This is a genomic window from Salinarimonas ramus (assembly GCF_014645695.1).
Taxonomy (GTDB): domain Bacteria; phylum Pseudomonadota; class Alphaproteobacteria; order Rhizobiales; family Beijerinckiaceae; genus Salinarimonas; species Salinarimonas ramus.
This window is the reverse complement of the sequence record NZ_BMMF01000012.1, coordinates 1-12,425: the sequence shown is the minus strand read 5'-3', so window position 1 is coordinate 12,425 and position 12,425 is coordinate 1. Positions and strand designations below refer to the sequence as shown.

At 67.2% G+C, this 12,425-nt stretch carries 13 protein-coding genes; 7 read left to right on the top strand and 6 right to left on the bottom strand.

What is annotated here, in order from left to right; translation table 11 throughout:
* Positions 1–65: 65 nt before the first annotated feature.
* From IEX89_RS18325 to IEX89_RS18315, 3 genes are all read right to left on the bottom strand, one after another.
* The gene (locus IEX89_RS18325; protein WP_188914714.1) at positions 66–425 is read right to left on the bottom strand and encodes a tRNA-binding protein; all 360 of its coding nucleotides are present in this window, start codon (positions 423–425) and stop codon (positions 66–68) included.
* Positions 426–498: 73 nt separating this feature from the next.
* Positions 499–1,143, bottom strand: coding sequence for a nucleotide exchange factor GrpE (grpE, locus tag IEX89_RS18320; RefSeq protein ID WP_188914713.1), 645 nt, complete (start codon positions 1,141–1,143; stop codon positions 499–501).
* Positions 1,144–1,212: 69 nt separating this feature from the next.
* Positions 1,213–3,984: a [protein-PII] uridylyltransferase gene (locus IEX89_RS18315; RefSeq protein WP_188914712.1), complete on the bottom strand. Its 2,772-nt coding sequence runs from the start codon at positions 3,982–3,984 to the stop codon at positions 1,213–1,215.
* Between the two features lie 142 nt (positions 3,985–4,126).
* Here IEX89_RS18315 and IEX89_RS18310 point away from each other — a divergent pair, with 142 nt between their 5' ends.
* The 5 genes from IEX89_RS18310 to IEX89_RS18290 all read left to right on the top strand — a co-directional run bounded on the left by IEX89_RS18310 (position 4,127) and on the right by IEX89_RS18290 (position 8,291).
* Entirely contained in the window at positions 4,127–4,534 is a 408-nt protein-coding gene (locus tag IEX89_RS18310; protein WP_188914711.1) for a UCP034077 family protein, read from the top strand.
* Between the two features lie 97 nt (positions 4,535–4,631).
* Positions 4,632–5,783 carry an Acg family FMN-binding oxidoreductase gene (locus IEX89_RS18305; protein ID WP_188914710.1) on the top strand — a complete coding sequence of 384 codons (1,152 nt, stop codon included), beginning with the start codon at positions 4,632–4,634 and terminating at the stop codon, positions 5,781–5,783.
* On the top strand, positions 5,780–6,244 hold the full coding sequence (locus tag IEX89_RS18300) for a MarR family winged helix-turn-helix transcriptional regulator (RefSeq protein ID WP_188914709.1): 465 nt from the start codon (positions 5,780–5,782) through the stop codon (positions 6,242–6,244). Before IEX89_RS18305 ends, IEX89_RS18300 begins: the two co-directional genes overlap by 4 nt.
* A 154-nt stretch (positions 6,245–6,398) precedes the next feature.
* On the top strand, positions 6,399–6,767 hold the full coding sequence (locus tag IEX89_RS18295) for a hypothetical protein (RefSeq protein ID WP_188914708.1): 369 nt from the start codon (positions 6,399–6,401) through the stop codon (positions 6,765–6,767).
* 165 nt (positions 6,768–6,932) lie between these two features.
* Positions 6,933–8,291: a site-specific integrase gene (locus IEX89_RS18290; protein WP_188914707.1), complete on the top strand. Its 1,359-nt coding sequence runs from the start codon at positions 6,933–6,935 to the stop codon at positions 8,289–8,291.
* A 4-nt stretch (positions 8,292–8,295) separates the two neighbouring features.
* Here the strand turns inward: IEX89_RS18290 and IEX89_RS18285 are convergent, their stop codons facing one another.
* Positions 8,296–9,210, bottom strand: coding sequence for a restriction endonuclease (locus IEX89_RS18285; RefSeq protein WP_188914706.1), 915 nt, complete (start codon positions 9,208–9,210; stop codon positions 8,296–8,298).
* A 141-nt stretch (positions 9,211–9,351) separates the two neighbouring features.
* On the opposite strand from IEX89_RS18285, the gene IEX89_RS18280 reads away from it, so the two are divergent.
* Positions 9,352–10,470: a hypothetical protein gene (locus tag IEX89_RS18280; protein ID WP_188914705.1), complete on the top strand. Its 1,119-nt coding sequence runs from the start codon at positions 9,352–9,354 to the stop codon at positions 10,468–10,470.
* Entirely contained in the window at positions 10,467–10,967 is a 501-nt protein-coding gene (locus tag IEX89_RS18275) for a hypothetical protein (protein WP_188914704.1), read from the top strand. The genes IEX89_RS18280 and IEX89_RS18275 overlap by 4 nt, the downstream gene beginning before the upstream one ends.
* Here the strand turns inward: IEX89_RS18275 and IEX89_RS18270 are convergent.
* Complete coding sequence (locus IEX89_RS18270; protein ID WP_188914703.1) at positions 10,913–12,070, bottom strand: DNA N-6-adenine-methyltransferase; 1,158 nt, start codon at positions 12,068–12,070, stop codon at positions 10,913–10,915. The two genes, IEX89_RS18275 and IEX89_RS18270, sit on opposite strands and share 55 nt — an antisense overlap.
* Positions 12,071–12,276: 206 nt before the next feature.
* On the bottom strand, positions 12,277–12,425 hold a 149-nt coding region (locus IEX89_RS24480; RefSeq protein WP_244645578.1), incomplete at its 5' end, for an ATP-binding protein.

Sequence of the window (12,425 nt, the reverse complement as noted above, 5' to 3'; positions counted from 1 at the left end):
CTGAACCCACCGTCACGTGTTCTGGGTCCCGGATCGGCTTCGCCGTCCGGGATGACAGCGTCAGCTCAATACAGCCGCCCGCCCACGGGCACGTCCTGAGACGGCTCGATCAGAACGACCTCGCCGTCGGCGTCGGGTACGCCCAGCGTAAGCACCTGAGACATGAACTTGCCGATCTGGCGGGGCGGGAAGTTCACCACCGCCAGGACGAGCCGGCCCTCCAGCTCGTCGAGCGTATAGTTCTTCGTGATCTGCGCCGACGAACGGCGGGTGCCGATCGCCTTCCCGAAATCGATGGTGAGCTTGTAGGCCGGCTTGCGCGCCTCCGGGAACGGCTCGGCCGCGAGGATGCGGCCGACGCGGATGTCGACCTTCAGGAAATCGTCGAAGACGATCTGCGGCGTGGCGGCGGCGTCCGGGTTCATCGGGAGGCTCCTGCGAGGCGGTACCTCCCGCGTTACAGCAGCGCTCGCGCGCCGTCACCCCCGCGGGTGCGCATCACCCCTCGCCGTTCGCCGCCTTGGGTCCACCCTTCGAGACGCCGACCATGGCCGGGCGCAGGCAGCGCTCGCCGATGACGTAGCCCGTCTGCACCACCTGGACGACGGTGCCATTGGGAACGTCCGGATTCGGCACCTCGAACATGGCCTGATGCAGGTTCGGGTCGAACTTCTCGCCGACGGGGTCGAGCTTCTTCACCCCGTGCCGCTCGAGGGTGTTGAGGAGATCGCGCTCGGTGAGCTCGATGCCCTCCACCAGCGTCTTCGCCGCGCCCTCCATGCCGTCGCGCGCGTCGCCGACGCTCTCCAGCGCACGGCGCACGTTGTCGGCGACGTTGAGCATGTCGCGGGCGAAGTTCGTCTTGGCGTAGGTCCGCGCGTCCGACACCTCGCGCTCCGCGCGGCGGCGCACGTTCTCCACGTCCGCGAGCGCGCGCAGGAGCTTGTCCTTGAGCGCGTCGCGCTCGGCCTCGAGCTCCGCGATGCGGGCATCGGGGCCGCCCTCCACCGCATGCGCGGCGGCGGCGGCGTCGAGGGGATGGGCCGCGGCGGCGGTCGCGTCGACGCGGGCGTTCTCGTCGGCGGGGCCCTCGTGGCCCTCGGCGGCAGGACGGGTCGGGTCGTTGGTGTGATCGTTGGTCATCGGATCCATGCGTGCTTGGTGAACCGTCGGGCGCAATCGACCCTCATATCAGGCCGTGCGCGCCATGAATCAAGCGCGCGCGAGCGCCGGCTCCTTCGCCTTGCCGGCGCGGTCGCGGGCGAGCACCTCCATCACCGCCTTGCGGATGGCGCTCTGGCGCGCGGCCTGCACGACCTTCCCCCCGGTGAGATCGGTGACGTAGAACACGTCGACGGCCTTCTCGCCGAAGGTCGCGATGTGGGCGGAGGCGATGTTGAGGTTGAGCTTACCCAGCGCCGTCGTCAGGTCGTAGAGGAGCCCCGGCCGGTCGAGGCCCGTCACCTCCAGCACGGTCTGGCGCGAGGAGAGCGAATTGTCGATGATCACCTCCGGCACCACGTCGAAGACGCGCACCCGCTCGCGGGATTGACGGCGGCCGTCGACGAGATCGGAGATCTTCACCTCGCCCTTGAGCGCACGCTCGATGGAGCGGGCCACGCGCTCGGCGCGGCGCAGCTCGTCCTCGTCGTGCTCGAAAGCGCGCGAGACGAAGATCGTGTCGAGCGCCATGCCGTCGGCGGTGGTGAAGATCGCCGCGTCCACGATGTTGCCCCCCGCCGCGGCGCAGGCGCCCGTGAGGATCGCGAGGAGCCGCGGGTGGTCGGGCGAGAGCACGGTGAACTCCGTCACACCCCGGAAGGCGTCGGTCTCGTAGGACACGGTGACGGTCTCGCCGCGTGCCTGCGCGGCACGGATGAATTCGGCGTGCTTGATGCGGTAGCGCAGGTCGACCTTGAGCCAGTACGACGGATAGTGCCGCGCGGCATAGGCGTCGAAGGCCTCCTCCGACCAATCCGGCAGCTCGGCGCGCAGCCGCTCCTGCGCCATGCGGATGCGCTGGGGGCGCTCCATCTCGGAGGCGCCGCCGCCGAGCACCATCTCGGTCTCGTAGTAGAGCGTGCGCAGGAGCTCGCCCTTCCAGCCGGTCCACACGCCGGGCCCCACCGCGCCGATGTCGCAGACGGTGAGCAGCAGGAGCAGCTTGAGCCGCTCCATCGTCTGCACCACGCCCGCGAAGTCCTGGATGGTGCGCGGATCCGAGAGGTCGCGGCTCTGCGCCACCGTGGACATCAGGAGGTGGTGCTCCACGAGCCAGGCGACCGTCTCCACCTCCGCCGGCGTCAGCCCCAGCCGCGGGCCGAGCTTGCGGGCGATGCGCGCGCCGGCGACGGAATGGTCCTCCTCCCGCCCCTTGGCGACGTCGTGCAGGAAGAGCGCCACGTAGAGCGCGCGCCGATGCTGGACCGTGTGGATGATCTTGTGGGACAGCGGGTGATCCGCGTCGAGCCGCCCGGATTCGAGGTCCGCCAGCCGGCCGATGGAGCGGATGAGGTGCTCGTCCACCGTGTAATGGTGGTACATGTTGAACTGCATCATCGCCACGATGCGGCCGAAATCGGGCACGAAGCGGCCGAGCACGCCCGCCTCGTTCATCCGTCGCAGCACGCTCTCCGGCGCGTTCTTCGAGGTGAGGATCTCGAGAAAGAGCTTGTTCGCCCGCGGGTCCTTGCGCACCTCCGCGCCGATCAGCTTGAGCGCGCGCGTGGCGTGGCGGCTCGCGTCGGGGTGGATCGCGACGTCGTTGCGGTCGGCGTGCCAGTAGAGCGCGACGAGGTTGACGGGGTCGCGGGTGAAGACGCTCGCGTCCTTGACGGTCAGCCGCTCGTTCTCGATGACGAAATCGCCCGATTGCAGCCGCTGCGCCTTCGCGCGGCGGAAGGAGCCGATCACCCGGTCGAGCATGGGCTTGGGCTTGGCGTGGCGCGCCTCCAGAGCCGCGCAGACGATAGCGGTGAGGTCGCCCACGTCCTTGGCGCGCAGGAAGTAGGCCTTCATGAAGCGCTCGACCTGCGAGAGGCCGACGCGGTTCGAATAGTCGATGCGCGCGGCGATCTTGGGCTGGAGGTCGAAGGTCAGCCGCTCCTCGGCGCGGCCGGTGACGAAATGCATGTGGCAGCGCACCCGCCACAGGAATTCCTCACAGCGTGCGAACAGCCGGAACTCCTCCGCGGAGAACAGGCCGGCGGCGACGAGCTCCTTGGGGTCGCGTACGCGGTAGACGTACTTGCCGATCCAGAAGAGCGTGTTGAGGTCGCGCAGCCCGCCCTTGCCGTCCTTGACGTTGGGTTCGACGAGATAGCGCGAGGCGCCGGTGCGCCCCGTGCGCCGGTCGCGCTCCTTGAGCTTCGCCTCGACGAAATCCGCCGCCGTGCCGTCGATCACCTCGGCGTCGAAACGGCGGGTCAGCTCCTCGTAGAGCGGCTCCTCGCCCAGGATCAACCGCGTCTCGAGCAGAGCCGTGCGGATCGTCATGTCCGCCCGCGCCTCGCGGATGCACTCGTCGACGGAACGCGTGGCGTGGCCGACCTTCAGCTTCAGGTCCCAGAGGACGTAGAGCATGGCTTCCACGATGCTCTCGCCCCAGGCGGTCTGCTTGTATGGCAGGAGGAAGAGGAGATCGACGTCCGAGCCGGGCGCCAACGTGCCGCGGCCGTAGCCGCCGGTGGCGACGATGGCGAGGCGCTCGGCGCGCGAGGGGTTCTCGAGCGGGTAGAGGTGGCGCGTCACCGCCTCGAAGGCGGTGCGCACCACGGCGTCCATCAGCGCGCAGATGCGCCCGGCGCAGGCGAGCCCGTTGCGTTCGGCGCACAGGCGCGCATCCTCGGCCGCGAGCGCGTCGTCGATGGCCGCGCGCAGGCGCGGCACGAGGCGCGCGCGCAGGACGGTCGACGAGGTGGGCGGGTCCTCCGCGAGGTCCGCGAGGAGAGACAGGAGCGGCTCGGGCAGGGCTGGCTGCGGCATGAAGCCGTGTTAGCACGCGTCAATGCCGGGGGGAACGGGCGCCACGGATCGTGGTTGCCGAAGAGGCTGCGGCACGGGGCGCGCACGCGGGCGATCTCTGCGTCGTCCAGGCGAGAGGCCAGGAGGCGAGGAGGCGAGGCGCATGCGTGGACGAACGATCATCCGGGCCGCCATCGGCCTCGCCCTCCTCCTCGCCGCCCTCGTCGGTTCGCCCGCCGCGCGGGCGCAGAGCGACGGACCGATCGATACGCTGCACGGGCTCGTGCCCGCGCTGACGCGCTGCTGGGACGCGCCTGCGGGAACGCAGGGGCACGCGGTCACCGTACGTCTGAGCCTCAAGCGCGACGGCTCGCTGAACGGCGAGCCTCGGATCACCCATTCCGAGCTTCCCGGCGACGCCGCCACCGGCCGCCTCTTCGTCGCCTCCGTGCTCGCCGCCCTCGCCCGCTGCCTTCCCGCGCCGATCACCGACGGGCTCGGCGGCGCGATCGCCGGGCGGCCCTTCACGCTGCGCTTCGTCTCCGGCCGGGCACCCGAGATCCGCACCTGATCCTCCCGGCCCTGCCGGGTTCGCGCTCGTCCGCTTGACAGATAGTTCGACGTTGAACTATATTGTTCGACATCGAACTACATTGGTGGAGCGGATCATGACGACCAGGCGCAAGTTCCTCACCCTCCTCGGCGGCGGCGTCGTGCTGGCGGCCGGCGGCACGACCCTGTGGGCCACGACCCGCGATCCCGTCCGCGCTCGCGAGCCCTGGCTCGCCGCCGGCGACGCCGCGCTGCGCGACCCGCGGCACCGGGCGCTCTCCTATGCGGTGCTCGCGCCGAACCCGCACAATCGTCAGCCCTGGATCGCGGACCTCTCGACCGAGGGCGAGATCGCCCTCCTGTGCGACCTCGACCGGCGCCTGCCGGAGACGGACCCGTTCGACCGCCAGATCACCATCGGGCTCGGCTGCTTTCTCGAGCTCCTCACGCTGGCGGCGGCGCAGGACGACCATCGCGCGGAGGTGACGCTCTTCCCCGACGGCGAGCCGCAGCCGCGCCTCGATGCCCGCCCCGTGGCGCGGGTGCGCCTCGTTCCCGATGCGAGCATCGCGCGCGACCCGCTCTTCGCCCACGTGCTGGAGCGGCGCTCCAACAAGGAGCCCTACGACACCGCTCGCCCGGTCCCGAACGAGAGCCTCGCGGAGATCGCCGGCGCGGTTCGGGACGGCTCGCCGGTCTGGACCGACGATCCGTCGCGGGTGGAGGCCCTGCGGACGCTCGCCTGGGCGGCGATGGAGACGGAGCTTCGCACCTACGAGACGATGAAGGAGAGCGTCGATCTCCTGCGCATCGGGCGCGCCGAGATCGAGGCCAACCCGGACGGGATCGACATTCCCGGCCCCTTCGTCGAAGCGTTGGCGGGCGTCGGCCTCTTTCGCCTGGAGGACATGCTCGACCCCGCTACTCCCGCCTTCGCGCAGCAGCTCGAGATCCTGAAGCCGCCCTTCGAAACGGCCATGGCGTTCATGTGGCTCGCGACGCCCGGCAATACGCGTGCGGACCAGATCGCGACGGGGCGCGACTACCTGCGCATGAACCTCGCGGCGACGAGGCTCGGCATCGCCATGCACCCGTTCAGCCAGGCGCTGCAGGAATTTCCCGCCATGCGTCCGCACGCGCAGGCGATGCGCGAGGCGCTCGGCATCGCACCGGGCGAGACGCTGCAAATGTTCGCGCGCCTCGGCTATGGTCCGGCGGTGAAGGCCGGGCCGCGCTGGCCCTACGAGACCAGGATCGCCGCCGCATGAGCGAAGACACCCCGACGGGCGAGAGCGACACCGCGACCTTGTTCAGGTTCCTCAACGAGGTCGCCATCGTCGCCCAGCTCTCGGGAAACGCGTTCGAGAAGGTCATGCCGGGTACGATGACGCTGCCGCAATTCATCGTGCTCAATCATCTCGTGCGCCTCGGCGACGGACGCACGCCGCTGCGCATCGCCAACGCGCTCCAGGTCTCCAAGGGCGCGATGACGAACACGCTCGGCCATCTGGAGCGCGCCGGCTGGATCGCGGTTCGCCCCGACGACGTGGACAGGCGCTCGAAGCGCGTCGACCTCACGGGAGCGGGGCGGGAGGCGCACGCCGCCGCGATCGACGCCCTCGGCCCCGAGCTCGCCTGGCTCGCCGGCGCCGTCCCCCCAGCGCGCGTACGCGCGGCGCTTCCGCTGATGGAAGAGATGCGCCGGGCGTTAGACGTCCGCCGGGGGTGAGCCGGCGAGCCACGCCTCTCCAGCCTCGTCGAGCTGGCGCGCGTGCTGGAGCTCGAGCCCATGCTCGTCCCCCGCCGCCTCGTCCCCGCCGTCGAGGCGATCATCAGCCCCACCCCGCTCTCCGAGCGCGCCTACACGCTGGACGACGAAGACGATGAGTGAGGCGGACGTCCTCGAGGTACTGCTGCACGGGGCGCGGGTCGGGACGCTGACGCGGCTTCCTGGCGACCGCACCCTGTTGGCCTTCGACCGTGCCTATGTCGAGGATCCGGAGCGGCCCACGCTGGGTCTCGGCGGCGTTCCACGAGATCTGGCCGGCGGAGAAGGCGCACCTGCCGTTGTCGCGCGACGCCGTCACGGCAATCGACCGGCACGTGGCGACGTTGGCGCCCGTTCGGGAGTGAGGGTTTCAGCGCAAGCCGAGGCCGGCCGCGACGCCGTCACCCATGTCTCGGGAACGGGGTCGTTCCGCCATGCGCTTGCCGAGCAGGTGGAAAGTGGTGCCGCAAGAGGGATGCGGTAACAATGGGGTAATGACGGCCTCAAACCCTTACGCAGCAACGATTTTGACTGCCCATAATCCTGCCCATAATCACTGCCCGTAATTTCTGCCCATAGTCCCCGGACGCCCTTGACATCTCTGAAACTTGGACTCATGCCTGTCTCTCGAAGCCCCGAGGAACAGGCCGTGAGTAAGCTCCCTCCCTACATCAAGCGCCGCAAGGGCACGAAGAATCTCTACGCCTACTTCACGTACCCGCCGCACGTGCGGGACATGTTCGACGGGAAGAAGTTCAGGGAAATCTCGCTCGGCACTTCCGACCCGAGAGAGGCCGAAATTATCGCGCTGCCTCATATCCGAGAGCACAAGCAAACCCTGTACATGTACAACCTCGTTAAACGCATCGCCCCTTACAAAAAGGTCGGCGGCGGCGATGAGGAGGAGTACATGCGTGCCGCTGTGGTGGAGCTTTTGCGCAATGGCGTGCGCAAGGACTTCCTGCATATGCCCGGCATGAAGGACAACAATGACGGTACTCGCACCTTCGCCACCGAAACGGAGGTGTTCACGATTGGCGCTGACGGCAAGGTGGCCGAGACGAAGCCCAACGATTGGACCGTCAAGGTTCCAGTGTCCGTCCTCACCAAGGACGAGGCCGAATCAGCGGTAGCCACGGAGCGGCGGGCCGTGCGCCTCGGCGTCAAGGAGCCGGGCGACACCGATTGGGACGTGATCGAGAGCTACATCGAGGCGGAGGGCAAGAGCGAGGCGTGGCGGCGCGAAGCCGAGCAGGTCTACAGCGATTGGCAGTCGCTCGTCGGCAAGCGCTTCACCGACGCCGATACGCCCGATGGTCGCAAGCTGTGGAATTCCTACATCGAGAAGGGGCTCAAGTCGAAGACCGCTGACAAAAAACTCAATTTCCTGAGCGCACCCATCAATGCCGAGATGCGCCGCAAGAACAAGCGCGTCTCGTTCAACCCGTTCAGTCGTGCCGGGCGCGAGCTTGGGGACGCGCTCAGGAAGAGACCCTTCATGGACCGAGAACTCGCCATCATCGACGCCAACCTGCATCGCCTCGGTCCCAACGAGCGCCTGCTCTACCTGTTCGCCCGCCATACCGGCTGTCGCCGTAGTGAGGCGTGGCAGGTGGAGGAGACCCGCGAGAAGGGCCTGCGGGTGATCTGGTTCGGCTCCAAGAACAAGCAGTCGGTGCGGCGCATCCCCCTCCCCGATGCGCTGGTGCCGTTCGTGCCGCCCGTGATCGACGGGCCGCTCTTCACCGATAGCCCGATCAACGTCGGCAAGAACTTCAACCGAGCGATCCGTCGCTTCGGGATCACCAACGAGGCGATCACGCTGCACTCGTTCCGGCACCGGGCCAAGGACCGGCTGCGCGCAGAAGGATGCCGGGAGGAACTGAGCCTTGAGATTTTCGGGCACGAGAGAATCACGGTCGCTCGCTCGTATGGGCTCGGCTACCCGATGACCGTGCTCAAGCCGTGGGTGGAGAAGATGGGTCAGTACGACGCCGAGACACTCTAAGCGCCTATCCTTCGAAGAACTCCTCATCGAGCTTCTTGATCGTGAGCACCTCCTCGACCCGACATCCGACGCCGTGGCGGATCATCAAACGGGCAAGCTGCTCACCGTCGATCAGGACGATCCGCTTGCTCAGCATGTCGGCGGTCTCTCGTGCGGCAGGCGAGAAGGTGGATGTGGTCACGAACAGGCCCTTGCTGGCCTTGAAGCGGTCCAAGCTCCCGAAGAAGTCTCGAATCGCGCCCGCACCGACGCTGTTGCCGTCCGCGTAGCGCTTCGCCTGCACGTAGATGCGGTCAAGCCCAAGCGGGTCTTGGTCGATCACGCCGTCCACCCCGCCGTCGCCGGATTTCCCGACAAGTGCCTTGTCAACATCCATCATCGAGCCACCGTAGCCCATGGCGATCAGGAGCCGGACTACGAGGCTCTCGAAGAAGGCGGGTGTGCCGGATCGCACCCGCTGAAGAAGCTCACTCGCGAGATCGGCCTCAAGCCGGTTGCTCGCGGCTCGCATCACCTCGTCGGGAGTGAGAGTGGATGTGACCAAGGTCTCGGATTGCTCCGAGGCAGGCTCTTCCCCGCTTTGCCGCCGGAACTCCGCGAAAGGCTCGAATTGCGACAGGAAGCGGATGTCGATGCGTGGGGGAGGCGTTTCGAGGACGCGCCGCCCCGGATCGGTGATCCTGAAGTGCGCACGCCGGGTAATCTCGACCAGACCGGCCTTGCCGAGATAGCTCTTGGCCCAATGCACCCGATTGGCGAAGGTCGTCTGGCGTCCCGATGGGAGTAGCTGGGCGCGCTCCTCGTCACTGAGGTTGAACTCCGCCGCGAGCCGGTCCACCACATCCCCAATGCGGACCTCTCCCGCCGCCGACTGGCGCAGGACGGGGAGCATGAGCGTCTGAAAGTCGGGGATGGTCATCGCGCGTCTCAGCTTCTTGAATCATGAACCCTAACCGCCAAGTCGCTCGACGTTAAGCCAGCATGCGCCCGGCATGGAATTAGTTGCGGACTTCGCATCCCGTGTTTCCCTCGACGGCAGTCGCGTCGAGGAGAACCGCCCATGCCCTTTCACCAACACCACCCTCTTCCGGCAGGGCGTCTCCACGATCTAATCGTAGCCATCGACGGTCTGGATGCAGGCTTCCTCGGCTTCGTGCTGCGGCTCTCGAACGGGAGGCAGCAGGCCGCGTTTGCGGTCCTGTCGCGCCATCTGCCGCCGATCCGCGAGCGGAAGCCGAGCCTCGATCACCTCACGAGCGTACTGCCATTCGCAGCAGATGTGCGTCGCCTACACCCGCGCGACCTGATCGAGAAGCATCTCGGATCGTGTCCTGACGGCTTTGTCGGGGCGCTGGCGAAAACGAAACGTGGGCCGCAGGGAAGCGCCTACTACGCCCGGCTTCACCGCGCCCTCTCCGATCCGGCAAGTGAGGAAGTCGCGAAAGTGATCCGGCAGGCGGACTGGCTCGATCACCACCGGCTCGATGCGCTGCTGACGCTCGATCCAGTTTTCCTCTGCCCGCGTTTCGCGCTCAAGGTCCGCTGCCGAAACCACGCCGAGGATTTGAACACGGCACTGCGCCTGTTCAAGGCAAACGTCCCCGGCGTCACCGAGAGCGACCTCCGGGCGTCGGTGCAGGCGAGCATCAACGGGCCGAGCCGGTGGGTTCTACGCTGGTTGCGGCGAGCCGTCGTCCCCGTTCCCGATTTCGCCTTTGCCCTGCCGACCTGCTGGAAGCCCCTGAACAGTGGTTCAGCCTTGTACTCGGCGGGCACCCGCAATCGAGTCTGCCTGTCGGAGCCGCAGGCTCTCTTTCCCGTCCTTCAGCGTCGGAAGCTCTACTTCGAGGATCGCTCGCGGTCGCTGATCGCTGAGGTCCGCGTGGTCGGGAAGAAGTCGGTCTACATCCTCGCGGGGGTGCACGGCCCCAAGAACGGGCTCGTTAAGCAGTCGATCAGGGACGAGGTTGGGCGCGATTTCGCGAGCAGCGCTGGCATCTATGCGTGGGACCACGAGCCGCCCTCGGCGTGGGATGCCGTGGAGCGCCTCGTCTGCGGTCTCGCTAGCCTTGAAGACGAACTGGACGAGTTGGATGCGCTCGATGTCGATCCGTTCGACGGAATGACGGAGGAGCCGGAACTGGACCTGACGCCCGCCGCCACGACGGAGACGGCATGACGCGCATCTTCGACATGCCTCGCCGCCAATGGACGGACGGATGCCCTTGGAGCGACGCGAGTAGCTGTTTCAAATATCATCGGGAGCAGGGCTTAACGGCAACCGAAGCGCGAAATCGCGTGCGATTCTACTATCCAGAGACGAGGTTGGAGGAGAGCCCGCCAGCCTCGCCGCTCGGCGGCGACAGAACCGCCGAGTACGCCGCCCGCATCGGAACGCTCACGGCTCTCCTGTCCACCGCCGAGAAGCGTATCCGCGACCTCGAAGCTGCCCTTCGTGCCGAGCGTGCCCGGAAGGCCGCTGACGACGATCTGTGGACCACCGTGGGGCTGGCGAGCAGCGCCCCGGACTGCCTCGTCAAGGCCGCGCGCACCGCGTTCCGAAAGGCGTGGCACCCGGACCTTCGCCCGCCCGCCGAGCGCGCCGCAGCGACCCGCGAGTTTCAGCGGATCGACGCCATCTTCGAGCGGCTCCTCCGACTGCGGGGCCTGTCATGACGGGCCTCGCCGTCAGCATGTTCGGCATGGTCGTGTTCGCGGTTTGGCTCGTCGTGACCGTTACAATTCTCGCGGTGCGAATTGCGTCCCGCGTCTTGGCGCTGAGCCTCGACCTCGTATTCGCCTTCATCGCCGGTTTCGTTCAGGGGTGGAACCGGGAAAGCGAGCGGCGCGACGACTGAAGCCTCCGCAGCACTAGCCTTCGCCCAACCCGCGATACGCGCCCGGCTCACCACTATGCTCGTCGGCATGTGGCCGCACTCAAACAGCGCCATGATCCGGGTGATCATCACATCGGTGCCGCCGTAAAGGACCAGCATGATCGGGAACGGGGCGAGCGTTGCGGGCATACCGAGGCGCTCGAACGCGATCCGTCCTCGGAGGAAGAAAACATCTGCTGTTCCCATTATGTCATCTTGAAACCATTTAAAGCCTGTCTTCACCGGAAGAAGAAGCAAAATGCTACCTGCTCTACGAGACTTCCATTCCTGTGCCGCTTTGCGCACGAACTCGCCGGTCTCAGAGTAAGGAGGATTAACGAATACAGTGCGCGCGTTCCATGGTTGCTTCAGCCCGTCCTCCTCCTTCTGTATGTAGCGCTCGGCACGGACGGGGCTCTTCGGGTGACCGCAAGGGTCGAGTTCGATCCCGTTGAGGACAGACTCGATCCGTCGAACCACATCTTGGGGGGTAAACCTCTCATCTCTAGACCCATCACCCCAGTTTGCAATCTGAGGTTTACGTGCGCGCGCCCGAGGCGCGAGCACGCGTAGCGCCGCTGAGAGCGTCGCGATCCGGGCGTTGCCGTTTTCCAGCCGGTTGATCGCCATGGGAGACACGCCAGCACGAGCGGCGAGCTTCTCTTGGCTCCACCCGCGCTTCGTTCGGAGAGCCCGCACCCTTGCGCCCCACGTCTCGCCGGTTCCAGCAGCAGCGAAGCGGATGTCGAGAGCCGATACGAGAGCGGCGAGAACGGCGACGCTGCCGTTGCCTCGCTCTGCCTCCCACACGGCGTGAAGACTGAGACCCGCTCGCTCGGCCAGTTCGCCTTGCGTCAGCCCCTTGGAGGTCCGCTCCTCCCGAACGATGCTCGCGAAGTCCATTCGTTTTGGATCATTTTCTCCTGACAGAGGGAATGGCTCGAACCACGCCGCGCACGCCGGGTCAAGAGGCGGGTTCGGGGCGACGGTGCGTTTCGCTCGTCAGAAGAGGACCGGCATGGGAGCCACCGAGAAGCTCTGGTCCGGGGAGGTGCCGACGTAGCGAAGCGCAGAGCTGTCAAGCGACAGCCGGAACTGCCCCCCTTGCGTCACGAGGAACTGACCCCCTCGCCGGTTGATGTTGGGACGTGGTGCGCCGGAGCGGCCTTCTGCAGAAGGCCGCTCCGGCGCTTTTCGCGCAGCCGGTAGCTCTCACCGCGGATGGTGATGACGTGGCTGTGGTGGAGGAGGCGGTCGA